Origin of the sequence: Micromonospora sp. WMMD714 (assembly GCF_029581315.1) — a bacterium.
Taxonomy (GTDB): Bacteria; Actinomycetota; Actinomycetes; order Mycobacteriales; family Micromonosporaceae; genus Micromonospora; species Micromonospora rifamycinica.
On the sequence record NZ_CP120744.1, the window covers coordinates 4,905,187 to 4,922,322 of the forward strand.

Annotated in this window: 16 protein-coding genes; 12 read left to right on the forward strand and 4 right to left on the reverse strand. The window is 74.9% G+C overall.

The genetic code is table 11. The features are described 5' to 3' along the window. Positions 1–143 precede the first annotated feature (143 nt). On the forward strand, positions 144–2,111 hold the full coding sequence (locus O7625_RS20875; RefSeq protein WP_282347032.1) for an amino acid transporter: 1,968 nt from the start codon (positions 144–146) through the stop codon (positions 2,109–2,111). A 255-nt stretch (positions 2,112–2,366) separates the two neighbouring features. On the opposite strand, the gene O7625_RS20880 is transcribed toward O7625_RS20875, so the two are convergent. The 4 genes from O7625_RS20880 to O7625_RS20895 form a co-directional block, all read right to left on the reverse strand. Continuing rightward, complete coding sequence (locus O7625_RS20880) at positions 2,367–2,573, reverse strand: hypothetical protein (protein WP_067308441.1); 207 nt, start codon at positions 2,571–2,573, stop codon at positions 2,367–2,369. A gap of 162 nt (positions 2,574–2,735) precedes the next feature. Next, the gene (locus O7625_RS20885; RefSeq protein ID WP_282340793.1) at positions 2,736–4,052 is read right to left on the reverse strand and encodes a hypothetical protein; all 1,317 of its coding nucleotides are present in this window, start codon (positions 4,050–4,052) and stop codon (positions 2,736–2,738) included. 302 nt (positions 4,053–4,354) lie between these two features. After that, entirely contained in the window at positions 4,355–4,702 is a 348-nt protein-coding gene (locus tag O7625_RS20890; protein WP_067308435.1) for a TcmI family type II polyketide cyclase, read from the reverse strand. Continuing rightward, positions 4,699–5,583, reverse strand: coding sequence for a BTAD domain-containing putative transcriptional regulator (locus O7625_RS20895; protein WP_282340796.1), 885 nt, complete (start codon positions 5,581–5,583; stop codon positions 4,699–4,701). The genes O7625_RS20890 and O7625_RS20895 overlap by 4 nt, the downstream gene beginning before the upstream one ends. 462 nt (positions 5,584–6,045) lie before the next feature. Here O7625_RS20895 and O7625_RS20900 point away from each other — a divergent pair, with 462 nt between their 5' ends. From O7625_RS20900 to O7625_RS20950, 11 genes are all read left to right on the forward strand, one after another. Next, positions 6,046–6,789, forward strand: a complete 744-nt coding sequence (locus O7625_RS20900; protein ID WP_282340798.1) for an SRPBCC family protein — start codon at positions 6,046–6,048, stop codon at positions 6,787–6,789. Then, on the forward strand, positions 6,782–7,186 hold the full coding sequence (locus O7625_RS20905; RefSeq protein WP_282273683.1) for a cupin domain-containing protein: 405 nt from the start codon (positions 6,782–6,784) through the stop codon (positions 7,184–7,186). Before O7625_RS20900 ends, O7625_RS20905 begins: the two co-directional genes overlap by 8 nt. Continuing rightward, positions 7,183–8,448, forward strand: a complete 1,266-nt coding sequence (locus tag O7625_RS20910) for a beta-ketoacyl-[acyl-carrier-protein] synthase family protein (protein WP_282340800.1) — start codon at positions 7,183–7,185, stop codon at positions 8,446–8,448. Before O7625_RS20905 ends, O7625_RS20910 begins: the two co-directional genes overlap by 4 nt. Before the next feature lie 80 nt (positions 8,449–8,528). Next, positions 8,529–9,755: a beta-ketoacyl synthase N-terminal-like domain-containing protein gene (locus O7625_RS20915; RefSeq protein WP_282340802.1), complete on the forward strand. Its 1,227-nt coding sequence runs from the start codon at positions 8,529–8,531 to the stop codon at positions 9,753–9,755. A gap of 741 nt (positions 9,756–10,496) precedes the next feature. Next, complete coding sequence (locus tag O7625_RS20920; RefSeq protein WP_282340804.1) at positions 10,497–11,843, forward strand: class I adenylate-forming enzyme family protein; 1,347 nt, start codon at positions 10,497–10,499, stop codon at positions 11,841–11,843. Positions 11,844–12,001: 158 nt separating this feature from the next. Then, positions 12,002–12,268 (forward strand): acyl carrier protein, encoded by a 267-nt coding sequence (locus O7625_RS20925; RefSeq protein WP_282340806.1) that lies wholly within the window; start codon positions 12,002–12,004, stop codon positions 12,266–12,268. Then, entirely contained in the window at positions 12,268–12,513 is a 246-nt protein-coding gene (locus O7625_RS20930; protein WP_282340808.1) for an acyl carrier protein, read from the forward strand. The genes O7625_RS20925 and O7625_RS20930 overlap by 1 nt, the downstream gene beginning before the upstream one ends. Continuing rightward, on the forward strand, positions 12,506–13,702 hold the full coding sequence (locus O7625_RS20935) for a beta-ketoacyl synthase N-terminal-like domain-containing protein (RefSeq protein WP_282340810.1): 1,197 nt from the start codon (positions 12,506–12,508) through the stop codon (positions 13,700–13,702). Before O7625_RS20930 ends, O7625_RS20935 begins: the two co-directional genes overlap by 8 nt. Before the next feature lie 65 nt (positions 13,703–13,767). After that, positions 13,768–14,253 (forward strand): beta-ketoacyl synthase chain length factor, encoded by a 486-nt coding sequence (locus tag O7625_RS20940; RefSeq protein WP_282340812.1) that lies wholly within the window; start codon positions 13,768–13,770, stop codon positions 14,251–14,253. Beyond that, positions 14,250–15,866: a class I adenylate-forming enzyme family protein gene (locus O7625_RS20945; RefSeq protein WP_282340814.1), complete on the forward strand. Its 1,617-nt coding sequence runs from the start codon at positions 14,250–14,252 to the stop codon at positions 15,864–15,866. The genes O7625_RS20940 and O7625_RS20945 overlap by 4 nt, the downstream gene beginning before the upstream one ends. Continuing rightward, on the forward strand, positions 15,863–17,122 hold the full coding sequence (locus O7625_RS20950; RefSeq protein WP_282340816.1) for a beta-ketoacyl-[acyl-carrier-protein] synthase family protein: 1,260 nt from the start codon (positions 15,863–15,865) through the stop codon (positions 17,120–17,122). Before O7625_RS20945 ends, O7625_RS20950 begins: the two co-directional genes overlap by 4 nt. The last annotated feature ends 14 nt before the right edge of the window (positions 17,123–17,136 follow it).

Genomic DNA, 17,136 nt, shown 5'->3' on the forward strand with positions numbered 1-17,136 from the left:
GGACGGTGGACGGGCGGGACGGCGCACGCGAACGGCGGCCCCGGGAACGACGGGGGAGCACGCCGTCGCCGGGGCACGGGCGGGCGCTGCGGGAGGCCCGGTCCGCCGGCCAGGGTGAGCGCACCCGGCCGGGGCCGGTGCGGCTGCCGGAGTGCGTGGAGAGCCACGCCCGGCCGGCGCGACCCCAGGGCGGGCTGCGCCGGTGGCTCTTCGCGCACCGGGTGCAGCCGGTCGGCCCGGAGACCGAGGAGGGCAGCCAGCGCCGACACCCCTGGTGGCAGGTGATGTGCCTGACCGGCGTCGACTACTTCTCGACCCTGTCCTACCTGCCGGGTATCGCGGCGCTGGCCGCCGGCGCGCTCTCCCCGCTGGCCACCCTGTTGATCGTGGCGCTCACCCTGTTCGGGATGCTGCCGATGTACCGCCGGGTCGCCCGGGAGAGCCCGCACGGGCAGGGTTCGGTGGCGATGCTGGAGCGGCTGCTGCCGTTCTGGCGGGGCAAGCTCTTCGTGCTGGTGCTGCTCGGTTTCGTCGCCACCTCGTGGATCGTCACGATCACCCTGTCCGCCGCCGACGCGACGGTGCACCTGCTGGAGAACCCGTACCTGCCGTCGTCGGCACCGCACGGCACCGGGACGGCCGTACTGGTGACGGTGGCGCTGCTGCTCGTCCTCGGCGGGGTGTTCCTGCTCGGGTTCAGCGAGGCGGTGCTGGTGGCCGTACCGCTGGTCGTGGTCTTTCTCGCGCTCAACGCGGTGACCGTGGCGGCCGGTCTGGCCGAGATCGCCGCCGACCCGGCCGCCGTAACGGACTGGACGGCCGCGCTGACCGCCGGGGGCGACGGGTTCGGTGCCGTGCTCGGCCCGGCCGTGCTGGCCTTCCCGCTGCTGGTCCTCGGCCTGTCCGGCTTCGAGACCGGGGTGAGCATGATGCCGCTGGTCCGTGGGGCGGGGGCGGATCGCCAGCAGCGGCTGGCCGCGCGGATCCGCAACACCCGGCGGCTGCTCACCGCCGCCGCGTTGATCATGTCGGTGTACCTGCTGGCCACCGCGTTCGTCACCACCGTGCTGATCCCGCCGCGCGAGTTCCAACCCGGGGGCGCGGCGAACGGCCGGGCGTTGGCCTGGCTCGCCCACGCGCACCTCGGGGAGGGCTTCGGCACGGTCTACGACATCAGCAGCGTGTTGATCCTCTGGTTCGCCGGGGCGTCGGCGATGGCCGGCCTGATCAACATCGTGCCGCGCTACCTGCCGTCGTACGGGATGGCGCCCGAGTGGGGGCGGGCGGTCCGGCCGGTGGTCCTGGTGTACACGCTGATCAGCATCATCCTCACCGTCGCCTTCCGGGCCGACGTGAACGCCCAGGCCGGCGCGTACGCCACCGGGATCCTGGCGATGATGGTCTCCGGCGCGGTCGCGGTGACCATCGCGGCGGTCCGGGCCCACCACCGGTTCGCCGCGGTCGGCTTCACGGTGCTGACCGCGGTGCTGCTCTACGCGTTGACCGAGAACGTGATCGCGAAGCCGGACGGGATCGCCATCTCCGGACTGTTCGTCGCCGGCATCGTCGTGGTCTCGCTGGTCTCCCGGGTCACCCGGACCACCGAGCTGCGGGCCGAGCGGATCGAGTTCGACGAGCCGGCCCGCCGCTTCGTCGCCGAGTCGCTGGCCCACGACGGCCGGTTGCACCTGATCGCCCACAAGCGCGACAGCGGCGCGCTCAAGGAGTACCGGGTCAAGGAGCGGGCGCAACGGGGCATGAACCCGGTGCCCGGCGCCTCCGACGTGCTCTTCCTGGAGATCGACGTGGTGGATCCCTCGGAGTTCAGTCGGGTGCTCCGGGTGCGCGGGGTCGAGGTGGGCGGGTTCCGGGTGCTGCGGGCCGGCAGCCCGGCGGTGCCGAACGCGATCGCCGCGATCCTGCTGGCGCTGCGCGACGGCACCGGCGTCCGCCCGCACGCCCACTTCGAGTGGTCGGAGGGCAACCCGATCGCCCATCTGTTGCGCTACCTGATCCTGGGCCGCGGCGACACCCCACCGGTGGTCCGGGAGATCATCCGCAAGAGCGAACCCGACCCCTCCCGCCGCCCCGGCATCCACGTAGCCGGCTGACCCCGCTCCCGCCCCGCTCCGGCTCCCGCCCGTGCTTGCGCCGGTGATCAAGAGGTTCAGGTCACCAGAGCGCGCCATGCTGACCATTACCTCTTGATCGACGAGTGGTGGGCGTCGATGGATGAGGTGATCGAGGATGCAGGGTGGGTTCCTAGGAAGGTCAGCGGGTGTGGAGTGGGCGACCGGGTAGTGATCTGGAGCGGACATGAGGCGGCCCGCGCCCCGAGGGGTGGGCGCGGGCCGGGCGGGCGCGGTCTACTTCGAAGGCTCGGGGAGCTTGCAGTCGATCTTCGGGTTGGCGCCGATGTAGTTGAGCGGCCCGGCCACGATGGTCACCAGGATGGTGCCGGCCTCGGCACAGTTGGTGTCGTCGTTTCCGTAGTAACCGCGCTGACCGGCGGCGACAGCACCGATGATCAACCAGATGACGACGATGACTCCGAGGATCGACGAACCGCGCATGGGGGTGCCTCCCGGCTGGTGTTGTATTTGAGGTGACGCCCATGTACCCACCGGTCGGGACCGGATAAACGGTATTCCGGAACGGTCAGTTTCCGGCCGGTGGGTGCGCGGGCCGGTGGGCACGTGCCGGGTACGCCCCACCGGCCCCCGCGGCCGAGCCGATCAGTCCTGGGCGTCGCCTCCGGTCGGCGTCGGCAGCACCCGGGTGGCCTCGGCACCCGCACCGGCCAGTACCCTCGCCTGCTGCGGCCAGGTGGCCAGGCTGGCGGTGGCGCGCAGCCCCGCGGCGCGGATCGTGTCCCGCAGGCTCGCCTCGTCGAGTTCGGCGAGCTGCCGGTAGGTGCGGACACCGGCAGCCTGGAGGGCGGCGGCGATCTTCGGGCCGACGCCCTGGATGCGGCGGAAGTCGTCCGCCGGCTCGTCCTGCCCGGTGGCGGCGTCCTGGAGAAGGGCGGTGTCCTGGAGAGGGGTGGTGCCCGCGACGGGGGCGCGGTCCGGCTCGGTGCGCTGCGTCGGGACCACCGCCGCCACGCCTGCCGGCGCGCCATCCACGTCGGCGGCCACCGGGTCGGTGCGCTCCGGCGCGGCTGCCGGGGTTGCCGGCGCGTCGTCGGTGTCGGCGGCGGCCGGGGTGGTGGACTCCGGCGCGGTGACCAGGGTGGTCGGTGCGTCGTCGGTGTCGGGGGCGGCCGGCGCGTCGTCGGGGGTGGCCGGCTCCGGCTCCGTGCCGGTGATCGGCGTACGGGTGGCCGGGTCCGGCGCGGTGGCCGGGTCCGGCGCGGTGGCCGGGTCCGGCGCGGTCGCCGGGTCGGCCGGTGCGGCCTCGGCCGTCGGCTCGGCGGGACGCTCGGTCACCGGGTCGCTCGCGGCCGGTCCGGTGGCGGTGGGTTCCGCGTCGGCCGGGGTCGGCTCCGGCAGGTCGGCGGCCGGGTCGGGGGTGTCCTCGACGGCGGTCCGGGGGGCGGGGACCGACGCGGTGCTCCCGTCGGTGACGGTGACCGGGGCCGTCGGGTCAGCGACGGTGCGGTCGGCGGCGGCCGGCTCGTCCTCGATGTCGGTCAGCGGGACGGGCCGGTCGGCGGCGACGGTGGTGCGCGTGCCGTCGACGGCTACGGGAACCTGGTCGACCGGGGTCGGGTCGGCCGTGACCCGGTCGGCCAGGGGGGTGTCGTCGACGGGTGCGGCGGGGCCGGTGGTCGCGGCGGCGTCACCGGTGGCCGGCGCGGTGGTGGCCTGGTGCGGGGCGGGCTCGTCCACGACGGCGGCGGGCAGCGGGGCGGCGTCGACCGTGGCGTCCGGGCGCGGGGCGTCGATCGTGGCGGCGGCCTTCTCCTCGGGGGAGAGCCCGACGACCGGGTCACCCTCCACGATGGGCGCTGTCACGGTCGGCTTCTGCCGTCCCCACAGCGCCCACCCGCCGGCCAGGCCGACCAGCAGGGCCAGAATCACGATCAGCCATTGCCCGAAAGTCGACGGCACGGCTACCTCCCTATTGCGTATGTCGTCGTCGCGAGGAAAACGCGAAGACCCGCCGCAGCTTCGCACACGCGTATGTCGGACGACAGGGAGGACCGCCCCTCGTTGCGCAGGTGGAATGCCCGGTGTCGGGCGGTGCCGACACCGCGACGCGGTGTCGTCGCGGCCGCGCCCGCCGCAGCGCCCCCACCAGCGGCGACGGCGCTCCCCGGCGGTGCCGGTTCGGCCCGACGGCGCGGCGCTGCCCGGGGGTGCCGGTTCGGCCCGACGGCGACGGCGCTCCCCGACGGCGACGGCGGGACGGTTCAGCGCAGGGCCTCCGGGGTGGTCGCGTCGGCGACGTCCCAGCTGTAGAAGCAGCCGGCCGGCGCGTCCCGGGGCGACCGCCAGGTCGGCAGGTACGACGACGTGTGTGCCGACAGCCGCTCGTTGGTCCGCTGGTACAGCGGGTGGTGGTGGGCGGTGACCAGGGTGTCGACGTCCACGTCGGTGGTCTCCATCAGGTGCACGCACAGGTCGTGCAGACGGTACAGGGAGCGGTGCCGCAGCCCGGTGAGAGCGGGTAGTTCGGTCGCGTCGGATTCGGCGAAGATCTGGGCGACCCGCCCCTCCGCGCCGGGAATGATCCTGCTGACGATCACCAGACGGCTCATCGTACCCCTCTCGCCGGTGGTGTGCCCCGGTCGGTGCGGGGCTCACGGTGGGTCCACCCTGGCGGTGGTGCTGTCACCTGCTCGTCACGCCGTTCGGAGGGATCGTGACGGCGGGTGGCCGGGGTGCGGCGGGTGGCCTGCCGGATCGGCGCGAGGGTCTCGTCGACCAGGGCGCACATCGCCGGGGACGGTTCCAGCCGCAGCTCCCGCATGAGCAGGTCCCGATAGACGTAGAAGGCGTGCACCGCCTCGAACGCGTTGCCCTCCGCGAGGTGGATGCGTACCACCAGACGGTGCGGCGTCTCGCGGAGCGGCTCGGCGGCCATCGCCTCCAGGGCGGCCTGCAACGCCTCGCCGTGCCGGCCGGCCTCGAGCTGGTCGGCGGCGAGTTGTTCCAGCATGTGCAGGCGGAGCTGGCGCAGCCGCTCGCGGTCCAGGAGCACCCAGTCGTCGTACCAGCCGGGGAGCAGGTCGCGGGTTCCGGCGGCGAGCGCGAGGGCGGCGGCGTGCGGGTCGTCGCCGCTGCGGACCCGGGCCGCGGCGGCGACGAGGTCGTCCACGTCGAGCCGGACCGTCGGGTCGAGACGGACGGTGTCACCGCTGGCCAGCAGCGGGCAGCACGGGTCCTGGCGGAGTCGCCACAGGGCGGTGCGCAGGGACGACAGCGCCCGCTCCTCCGGCACGTCCGGCCAGAGCAGACCGGCCAGGTTGCTGCGGGTGGCGCCGGGGCGCAGCCCGATCACGGCGATCACCCGTTGCAGCCCCCGGGGCACCACCACGGGGGTGTCGCCGTGCAACAGCCGGAAACCGCCGAGCAGATGCAGGTGTACGGGGGGGTCGCCCGGGACGTCGCTGGTCGGCGGGCTGGCCTGACCGGTCACTGGCGCACCCCCTGCACGGAGAACCTGGGTTCAGCCCGTCCGGTGCCTCGACGCGGTCTCCCGCGACGCCGTGGCCTGGTCGCTCCGCGACGGCGCCGTGCCTGCCGGGCCGACCGGCACGAACACTACCAATGTGATTACTCTCGGTCAATGAAGGTGTAAGTATCGCGACTGGGCCGTAATGCTCCTGAACTGCGAAGTGTCGTCGCGATGGACAGCGAGCGCATAGCTGTTACACAGCCTGCGTCAACGCACCGTCACCATGAGACGGGCTGTCGGGTGACGCCCGGGTGACGGGACCGGCCGCAGGGTGTCGGACACCGGGGCCAGTCGCCCGGTGGAGGTACGCCGTGGGGAGGCCGCACCGATGGACCGTCCGCTGATCGTCCCGACCGCCGGGTGGCCCGCGCGGCGACGGCCGCCGGGGAGCAGCGCTGGACCCGTAACCGAGGAGGACCCGAGATGACCGTCACCCACGGCCGACCGCTCACCGGTGAGATCACCGAGATCCTGGTGACCCACTGCGGCCTCGACGCCGATGCCGCCGCCCGCGCGCCCGCCGCCACCCTGGAGGAGTTGGGGATGGACTCGCTGGCGCTGCTGGAACTGTCCGCCGTGGTCGCCGACCGCTGGCGGGTACGCATCCCCGAACAGGCCGGACGGCTCAGCATCGCCGGCGTGGCCGACCTGGTGGCCGGGGCCGGTCCCGCCGGACCGACGGTCGGCGACCCGGCGGCCACCGACGCCGGGCACACCGAGAACAGCATCGTGATCGCCGCCCCGCTGCAACTGGTCTGGGAGATCACCAACGACGTGCCGCGCTGGACCGAGCTGTTCACCGAGTACGCGGTGGTGGAGATCCTGCACCGCGAGGGTGACACGGTGCGCTTCCGGCTCACCATGCACCCCGACGAGAACGGCGTCGCCTGGAGCTGGGTCAGCGAACGCACCGCCGACCCGACGACCTGGCAGGTGCGGGCTCGGCGGGTGGAGACCGGCCCGTTCGAGTACATGCGGATCCACTGGTACTACGACACCGAGCCTGCGGGCACCCGGATGACCTGGGTACAGGACTTCGCGATGAAGCCGACCGCCCCGGTGGACGACGCGGCGATGACCGAGCGGATCAACACCAACAGCCGGACGCAACTGGCGCTGATCAAGGAGCGGATCGAGCGGGCGTACGCGGAGGCCGGCGATGAGTGAGGTCACCACCGGACTGGTCGCGGCCCGGGACGTGCCCGCCGACCGGCGGCGCGGCGGGGAGCTGCGGGTGCTGCTCGGCCCGCGTACCGTCGGCAGCACCTCGGGGTTCATGGGGGTGGTGACGGTGGCTCCCGGTGACCGGGTGGCCGAGCACTACCACCCGTACAGCGAGGAGTTCCTCTATCTCGTCCGGGGCGCGATCACCGTCGACCTGGACGACGAGCCGGTTCCGCTGGCCGCCGGGGAGGCGCTGTTCGTGCCGCGGAACGTGCGGCACCGGTTGCGCAACACCGGGGACGCCACCGCCGAGGTGGTCTTCCACCTCGGTCCGCTCGCCCCCCGCCCGGAGCTCGGCCACGTCGACACCGAACTGGTGGAGCAGCGGGGACCGTCGTGACCGGCCGGCGCACGGTGGTGACCGGAATCGGGGTGGTCGCCCCGGGCGGCGTCACCCGGGACCGGTTCTGGAAGACCCTCGCCGAGGGCCGGACGGCCACCCGACGGATCAGCCTGTTCGACCCGTCGCCGTACCGGTCGCAGATCGCCGCGGAGTGCGACTTCGACCCGGACGCCGCCGGACTCACCCCGGCGCAGCGGCAACGCTCCGACCGGTACGCGCAGTTCGCGCTCGCCTGCGCCGCCGAGGCGCTGGCCGACAGCGGGCTCGACCTGACCGACGCCGACCGTGACGTCGCCGGGGTGGTGCTGGGCACCGCCGTCGGCGGCACCACGGCCCTGGAGCAGGAGTACGTCCGGGTCAGCGACTCGGGCCGGCACTGGCTGGTCGACCACGCCCTCGGCGGGCCGTACCTCTACCAGGCGCTGGTGCCGAGCAGCCTCGCCGCCGACGTGGCCTGCCGGCACGGGCTGCACGGCCCGGCGCAGGTGATCTCCACCGGTTGCACCTCCGGCATCGACGCCATCGGCTACGCCCACCAGCTCGTCGCCGACGGGGAGGCCGACATCGTGCTGGCCGGGGCGGCCGACTCGCCGATCTCCCCGGTCACCGTCGCCTCGTTCGACGCGATCCGGGCGACCAGCCCGGACAACGACGACCCGGCGCACGCCAGCCGGCCCTTCGACGCCCACCGGCAGGGTTTCGTGCTCGCCGAGGGGGCGGCGGTGCTGGTGCTGGAGGAGTGGGGGCACGCCCGACGGCGCGGCGCGCACGTCTACTGTGAGGTGGCCGGCTACGCCGGTCGCAGCAACGGCTTCCACATGACCGGGCTGCGGCCCGACGGGGTGGAGATGGGCCTGGCCATCACGGCGGCGCTGCGGCAGGCGCGGCTCGACCCGTCGGCGGTCTCCTACGTCAGCGCGCACGGCTCCGGCACCCGGCAGAACGACCGGCACGAGACGGCGGCGTTCAAACGGGCGCTCGGCCCGACGGCGTACCGGGTGCCGGTCAGCTCGATCAAGTCGATGGTCGGGCACTCGCTGGGCGCGATCGGCGCCATCGAGATGGCCGCGTGCGCGCTGGCCATCGAGTACGGGGTGGTGCCGCCGACGGCCAACTGGACCACCCGGGATCCGGAGTGCGACCTGGACTACGTGCCGAACGTGGCCCGGGAGACCCCGGTCGACGTGGCCCTGTCGGTCGGCAGCGGCTTCGGTGGTTTCCAGTCCGCGATGCTGTTCCGTCGGCTGGCGGCGTCGTGACCGCGCCGGCCCCGCGACTCCGCACGACCGCTCCCGGCGCGGCCCGGTCCGGTGGAGCGGGCCGCGGGCAGGCGCGGGCGGTGGTCACCGGGATCGGGGTGGTCGCGCCCAGCGGCATCGGCGTCGACGCCCACTGGCGTACGGTGACCGGGGGGATCCGGCGGACCGGACCGATCACCCTGTTCGACCCGGCCGGCTACCCGACCCGGATCGGCGGGGAGGTGCCCGGGTTCGCCCCGGCCGCCTACGTCGACGCCCGGCAGCTCGTGCAGACCGACCGGTGGACCCAGCTCGGCTTCGCCGCCACCGCGTTGGCGCTCGCCGACGCCGGGCTGCCCGCCCGTGCCCCGGACCCGTACGACTGGGCGGTCACCCTGGCCAGCTCGTCCGGCGGGAACCTGTTCGGGCAGCGGGAGCTGCAACGACTCTGGGGCGGGTCGAGCCGCACCGTCGGGGCGTACCAGTCGATCGCCTGGTTCTATGCGGCCAGCGTCGGGCAGCTCTCCATCCACCACCAGTTCAAGGGGCCGTCCGGGGTGCTGGTCGCCGAGGCCGCCGGCGGGCTGGACAGCCTGGCGCACGCGGTACGCACCATCCGGCGGGGCACGTCGGTGGTGGTCGCCGGGGCGACCGAGTGCCCGTTGAGCCCGTACGCGCTGGCCTGTCAGCTCCGTTCCGGGCTGCTCAGCGAGGTCGGCGACCCGGCGCTGGCGTACCGGCCGTTCGACCGGGCGGCCGGCGGCTACGTGCCCGCCGAGGGGGGCGCGGTCTTCGTGGTGGAGGAGCGGGAGCACGCGCTGGCCCGGGGTGCCCGGGTCTACGGTGAGGTGACCGGCTGGGCGGCCACCCACGACGCCGTGCACACCGGCCCGGACACCGCCGGTGACCCGGCGACGTACGCGCGGGCGATGCGGCTGGCGCTGGCCCGCGCCGGGAACACCGCCGACGAGGTGGATCTGGTCGTCCCCGACGCGCTCGGGGTGGCCCGCTACGACCGGAGCGAGGCGACGGCGCTGCGGGCGGTCTTCGGTGACCGGCCGCCACCGGTGAGCACCCACAAGTCGTTGACCGGCCGGGCGCACCAGGGCGGGTCGGCCCTGGACGTGGCGACCGCCCTGCTCGCCTTCCGCCACGACACGCTGCCCGTCTCGGCGGGACCGGTCGATCCTGCCCCCGGTTGTGAGCTGGACTTCCTGCGTGCCCCCCGCCGGCCCGGCAGCCGGGTGGCGCTGGTCTGCGCGCGGGGCTTCGACGGGTTCAACAGCGCGCTGGTGCTCCACGGCGCACCCCCGCCCGGGGCGGCCTGACACCCCCGGCCCAGGGCGGCGTGACACCCCCGGCCGCCGCACCCGCCACTGCCGCGCCCCCGGTCCGTCCGTCCTCACCTGGCCCCGCCCGCCTCCCTCACCTGCCAGCCCCCCACCGCCCCCGCCCCCGCCCGCGCCGGTCCGCCCGCGCCGGTCCGCCCGCGCCGGTCCGCCCGCGCCGGTCCGCCCGCGCCGGTCCGCCCGCGCCGGGTCCGGGCCTGCCCATCGTGGCGCGCTCCGTCTCGTCTCGTGATCAGATTGCCGAAAGGTGGCCGACACGCCGGGGACGATGCGCGGGACGGCAATCTGATCTTGCGTTCCCGGCGGCCCGGCCCGGCCCGGCGGCCCGGCCCGGCGGCCCGGCCCGGCGGCCCGGCCCGGCGGCCCGGCCCGGCGGCCCGGCCCGGCGGCCCGGCCCGGCGGCCCGGCCTCCGCCGAGTTGCCCGATCATGCATCGATCCACTGTGGAGGGGCGGGCACGGCGGGGCCGGCGGTACGGTCGCGGGCCGGCGCACGCGCCTGATCCTGCCCCGCCGATCGAGCGGCGGCAATCCAACCGGCCGCCTTTTCTGATCTAGCCATTCGCATCTAGTAATGCTGTTCGCGGCTGTCGTAGGGTTCCGTGAGCACGCCAAGAGACATCACTTTTGGGTGGATTCAGCCCGATTCTATGCTGGACGGTGGCCGGCGGTGACCAGTAATCGCCCGACGGAAGATCCTGCGGCGCAAGACCCCGGTTGGGTGGACGACGTGTTGTTCGTCGGCCGTCCGACCGACGTTTGTCTCCGACTGCCCGAGCCGGTCGACCGGGCCACCCTGCACCGCCTGGTCACCGCGGCGCAGGCCCGGCTCGGCGCTGCCGGACTGCGCCCCGGTGGGGCCGCCGCGCTGCGCCTGCCCCCGTCACTGTCCTACGTGGTCAACCTGCTGGCGACCTGGCGTTGCGGCGGCCAGGCCGTCCTGCTCGACCACCGGCTCACCGACCACGAGGTCGACCGGGCGTTGCGGCGGCTCACCCCGCAGGTGGTGGTGTCACCGGAGCGTACCGGCGGGGGCGCGCTGAAGGTCTTCGTCGACGTCACCGAGACCGTCACCGGCTACGCGGACCGCCCGGCGGTCAGCGGCCACGCGGTGATCCAGCTCAGCTCCGGCTCCACCGGACCGTCCAAGGTGATCGGACGCACCGCCGCCGACCTGGTCGCCGAGGTGCACCGCTACACCCGCATCGACGGGGTGGCCCGCCCCGGTGAGCGGATCATCCTGCTGCCGTCCATGGTGCACGTGCTCGGCCTGGTCGGCGGGCTGCTCTACGGCCTGCACGCCGGCGTCGAGCTGGTCCCGCCGCAGCGGCTCGGCGGCGACGCCGTGCTGGCCGCCATCGCCGCCCAGGACACCCCGGCCACCGTACTGGGGGTGCCCTTCCACATCGGACTGCTCGCCTCCACCCGCCCCGACCGGCCGCTGCCCCAGTTCGCGCGGATGACCACCGGCGGGGAGCTTGTCCCGCCGGCCGTCGTGCAGGCGTTCACCGACCGGTACGGCGTACCCCTGGGCAACATGTACGGGATGACCGAGGTCGGCGTCATCGGCACCGACCTGCACGGCCTGCACCGCCCGGCCATCGCGCCCGCACCCGGCATCGAGGTCCGCGAGTCCGGCGGTGAGCTGCTGATCAGCTGCCCCGCCTCGCCGTACGTGGGGCTCAGCGACCCCGACCGCTGGGCCGACGGCTGGCTGCGGACCCGCGACGCCGGCACCGTCGACCCGGCCACCGGTCTGGTCACCGTCCGGGGCCGGCTCGACTCGCAGGTCTCCGTGGGGGGCCTGAAGGTCGATCTCACCGAGGTCGAGGCGACCCTCACCGGGCTGCCCGGGGTGGCCGCCGCCGTGGTCGCCTACGACGACGGGATCACCGCGTACGTGCAGCCCGACGGGCCGCTGACCGAGGACACGCTGGACACGCTGCTCGCCGAACGGCTGGCCGGCTACAAGCGGCCGCGCACCCTGCACCTGGTGGCACAGCTGCCCCGGACCACCACCGGCAAGCTGGTCCGCTCGCTGGACGTGCTGCGCACGGTGACGCCGTGACCGGTCCGCTGCACCCCGCCCACCGGACGCTCCCCGGGGACCGCCGGGGCGGCAGCACCGCGTCACCACCGGCCGACCGTCGGTGGTACGCCCGCACCACCCGTGCCCGATGCCCCGACCGGGCACCGGCGACTCGCCCACCGAGAGAGGTTACCGCCATGCGAGACAAGGTCCGCACCTTCGTCATCGACCAGCTCCAGGACATGAACTACGACGTCGACGGCATCGACGACGACACCACCCTCGGCCCGTCCGGGGTGGACCTGGAGTCCCTCGCGCTGTCCGACCTGTCCGTCCGGGTGGAGGACCGGTACGGGCTGCGGTTCGCCGACGACGAGTCGGAGAAGCTGGCCCTGATGACGGTGGGGGAGTTCACCACCATGGTCGCCGAGCGGGTCGCCGGGGCGACCACCGACAACCGCTGATGTCCGGTCAGCCCGACCTGGGGCGAGCTGACCTGGTGGGCATGCTCGCCGAGCTAACCGGCAAACCCGCCGACCAGATCCCGCACCGGCTCGGCTCGATGGAGCTGGCCTGGCTGGTGCACCTGGTCGAACAGCGCTACGACGTCCGGATGGATCTCACCGACGACCAGCTCGCCGGCATCCGTACCGTGGACGACGCCCTGACCGTGTTCCACGCCTCGCTGACCGCCGCCGCTGATGGTTGAGCGGGCGTCCGTCACGATCTCCGGCACGTACGCGGTCAGCGCCCTCGGCAGGGGGGTGGACGCGCTGCTGGCCGGGGTGCTGTCCGGAACGCCGACGTTCCGGCCGGTCCGCCGCTTCGCCACCACCGGCCGCCGGGTGACCGTCGCGGCCACCCGGCCCGACGTGGCCACCCTGCCGCAGGAGCTGGCCGACGCGGTCGACGCCGCCTGCGACGCGGCCGGGCTCGACCCCGCGCAGCGGGCCGGGTCGGCGCTGTTCCTGGCCACCCACGGCGGCCCCGCCACGCTGCCCGGCCCGTACGCCGACGACCGGCCGGTCGCGGACACCGACGACCCGTGGTGGGCCGGCGGCGAGCGGGCCGACGACGGTCCGGCCTGGCCGGAGCTGCCCACGCTGGCCGCCCGGCTGGCCCGCCGGTGCGGGCTCGGCGGCCCGACCCGGGTCTACACCACCGCCTGCGTCTCGGCGACCAGCGCGGTGGCCGACGCCGCCGCGACGATCCGCCGGGGGGACACCGACCGGGTCGTGGTGGCCGCCGGCTACCTGGTCGAGCCGGACCAGTTCGCGCTCTTCGACACCGGCCGGGCGCTCGCCGTCGACGGCGCGGTCCGCCCGTTCAGCACCGGGCGCACCGGTTTGCTGCTCGGCGACGGGGTGGCCGCGGTCGTGCTGGAGTCCGCCGCCGCGCTGCGCGCCCGGGGCGGCGACCCGGTGGCGACGCTGGCCGGCTGGGGGCGGGCCGGCGACGCGCACCACCCCTGCCAGCCCGATCCGCAGGGTGGTGGGCTGGCCCGGGCGATCGGTGCGGCGCTGCACCGCGCCGACCTGCCCGCCGGGGTGGTCGGCTACGTCAACGCGAACGCCACCGGCACCGGATACAGCGACGCCTCCGAGGCGGCGGCGCTGCGGTCGGCGCTGGGGGAGCGGGCCGGACAGGTGCCGGTCAGCTCCACCAAGGCCCTGCACGGGCACGCGCTGGAAGCGTCCGGACTGCTCGAACTGGTGGTCACCGTGGCCGCGCTGCGGCACGGGAAGCTGCCGGTCAACGCCGGCTGGCTCGGCCCCGACCCGGCCTGCCCGCTGGACGTGGTCGTCGCCGCGCCCCGCCCGGTGACCAGCCGGTACGCCCTCAGCCTCAACGCCGCCTTCGGTGGCGCGAACACCGCCCTGCTGGTCGGTGCGCCGTGACCGGCACGCGCGGCCCGGGGCCCGGGATCGTCCCGGGCCGTCCGGCCGGCCACGGCGCATCCCGGATGCTGGCGCAGGCGCGCTGGCCGGAGCCGGGTGACGGACCGCCGCCGCCGCTGCCCGGATTCGTGCACTCGACGTTCGCGCCGCTGGTCGCGGCGGCGGCCGGGCGGTGCCTGCACCGCCGGCCCGCCCCGGCCCCGGCCGGCACCCGCTGCGCGGTGGTGCTGGTCAGCGCGGCCGGTGACCGGCCCAGCGCCACGCACGTCCGGTCCGTCGTCGCCGCCGGGGGACGGGTCGGCCCGCTGTTCTTCTTCCAGTCGGTGCCCAACAGCGTCGCCGGGCAGGTCGCCGCGCGGTGGGGGCTGACCGGCCCGGTGGTCTGCCTGAGCCCGACCGGCGACCCCCGCGCCGACGCGACCGCCGAGGCGGAACTGCTGCTGTACGACGGCGACGCCGACGAGGCGTTGCTGGTCCTGATCGACGAGGCACCCGACGCGACGCCCACCGGTGCGGTCGCGGTGCTGCTGGGGGGAGGAGACGGTCCATGAGGACGAGGGGACTGCGGGGCGTGCTCGCCGCCGATCCGCAACTCGGTGCCGGGAACGTGCTGGCCCGGGTGCTGGCCCACGGCGCGGATCCGCAGGGGCCGGGGCTGACCTTCGACACGCCGGTCGACGGACGTCCGGCCGGGCAGCCGCTCACCCTGGGCCAGCTCGACGAACGGGTCGCCGCCCGGGCGGCCTGGCTGCACGACCGGGGGGTGCGACCGCGTGACCCGGTCGCCGTCTGGGCCACCGCCGCCGCCGACATGGTGCTGAGCTTCCTGGCGCTGACCCGGCTCGGCGCGATCCCGGCGCTGATGAACGGCAGGCTGCGCCCCGAGATCGCCGCCGAGTACGTCCGTCGGCTGCGCGGCGTCGGGGTGCTCGCCGACGCCGCGCACACCGACCTGCTGGCCGGGCACGACCTCGGCGTACCGCTGCTGGGCACCCCGGAACAGGCCGGCGGCGGTGACCCGGCGCAGGCACCGGCCCACTACCGGCACCACCCCGACGACCCGATCGTCATCACCCACACCTCCGGCACCACCGGGGTGCCGAAGGCGGTGCTGCACTCGCACGCCAGCCTCTTCGCCGCCACCCGGCACCTGCTGTCCATGCCGCAGGCGCAGGGCACCCGCCGGATCCTCAACGCGCTGCCCGCCCCGCACACCGCGACGGTGCTCATGGTCAACCAGGCGCTGGGCAACCGGGCGGAGATGCTCCTGCTGTCCGAGCAGGGCGGCGAGCGGGTCCTCGACGCCATCCAGGGGTGGCGGCCCGACGGCGTGTTCGGCTTCTCGGTGACCTGGGCCGAGCTGGCCCGTTTCGACCTCGGCGGGTACGACCTGGAGTCGGTGCGGCTGTGGTTCAACACCGGCGACTGCTCGCACGAGCCGCACGTCCGCCGGCTCGTCGCGGTCGGCTCGCGGGACGTGTCCACCCGGCAGGGCGTCACCCGGGTGCCCGGTTCGGTCTTCATCGACGGCCTCGGCTCCAGCGAGATGGGGCACTCGATCTTCCACATCACGCACACCGTCGACACCGACCGGTACGGCCGCTGCGTGGGCCGGCCCTACCGGTTCGCCAGGGTGGCCGTCCTCGACGCCGAGGGCAACGAGCTGCCCCCCGGCCAGGTGGGCTTCCTCGGCGTCGACTCGCCGTCGCTGTTCCGGGGCTACTGGAACGACTCGGCCACCAGCTACCGGTTCCGGCTGCGCGGCTGGTACCTGACCGGTGACCTGGTCCAGGCCGACGCCGACGGCCGCTACTACCACCTGGACCGGGCGGTGGACTCGGTGACGCTGCCCGACGGGCGGCGGTTCTTCACCGCGCTGTCCGAGGAGCGGATCCTCGCCGCCTGCCCGGACGTCGCCGACTGCACCGTGCTGATCGTCGCCGACGGCGACACGGTCACCACCGACGTGCTGCTGGAGCTGGCCGCCGGGGCCGACCCGGCCGTCGACCGTACCGCGACGATCCGGGCCGCGCTCGGGGCGGACGTGGGGGCGACCCTGCGCCGGGTGGTGCCGGTCCGCGCCGACGACATCCCGGTCACCGTCACCGGCAAGGTCCGCAAGGTGGCGCTGCGCGAGCGCTATCTGGCCGGGTCGTCGTCATGACCGTCATGATCACCGGGATGGGCCTGTTCAGCCCGGTCGGACGGGGCGTGGACGCCACCTTCGCCGCGTTCACCACCGGCCGCTCCGGGTTGAGCCGACCGCCCGAGGGGCACCCGGCCCGGGAGTCGCTGGAGGTCGCCGGGGTGCTCCCGCCGATCGACGCGCGGACCGTCGCCACCGGGCCGGAGACCAGGGTGCTCGACCGGGTGGTGCTGTTCGCCCTGCTCACCGCCGCCGACGCGCTCGCCGACGCGGGCATCGAGGTGGGCCGGGACGTCGACCCGGGGCGGATCGGCGTCATCGTCGGCGGGGTCGGCGGGATGGCCACCCTGGAGAGCCAGGTGATCGCCCGGGTCGCCCGGGGCCGCTCGGCGGTCAGCCCGTACCTGCTGACCGGGATCCTGCCCAACATGGCGTCGGCGCGGATCGCCATCGCCCACGGCATCCGGGGCTACAGCTCGGCGGTCGGCACGGCCTGCGCCTCCGGTGCCCAGGCGGTCGCCGACGCGGCTCGGCTGATCCGGGCCGGTGAGGCCGACGTGGTGCTCTGCGGGGCCAGCGAGGCGCCGCTCTTCCCGACCTTCGCCGACACCTTCGGCAACGCCCGCGCGCTGGCCCGGGGCTGGGCCGACCCGGCCGAGGCGAGCCGGCCGTTCGACCGGCGGCGCAACGGGTTCGTGCTCGCCGAGGGCGCCGCGCTGCTGGTGCTGGAACGCGCCGGCCACGCCGCCGCCCGGGGCGCCCGGACGTACGCGGAGGTGGCCGGCTACGGCAGCACCACCGACGCCCACCACCCGACCATCCCCCGGCCCGACGGCGAGGGCGCGGCCGACTGCATGCGCGCCGCCCTGGCCAGCGGGAACGTCGCACCGGCCGAGGTCGGCTACGTCAACGCCCACGGCACCGGCACCAAACTCGGGGACATCGCCGAGAGCGCCGCGCTGGGCAAGGTCTTCGGCGTCGGCGGGGTACCGGTCAGCTCCACCAAGGCGCTCACCGGGCACCTGCTCGGGGCGTCCGGGGTGGTCGAGGCGGCGGCGTGCGCGTTGGCGCTGCGGGCCGGTCTGCTGCCGCCGACGTACCACCTGGACGATCCGGACCCGGACTGCCCGGCGGACCACGTCCGGGACACCCCCCGGGACACCCGGACCGATCTCGCGCTCACCAACTCCTTCGGATTCGGCGGGCAGAACGTGAGCCTGCTGCTGCGGCGGACCACCGGCGCCGATGCCCGACCCGCCGTGCCGGGGAGGTGATCGGTCCTGCGACC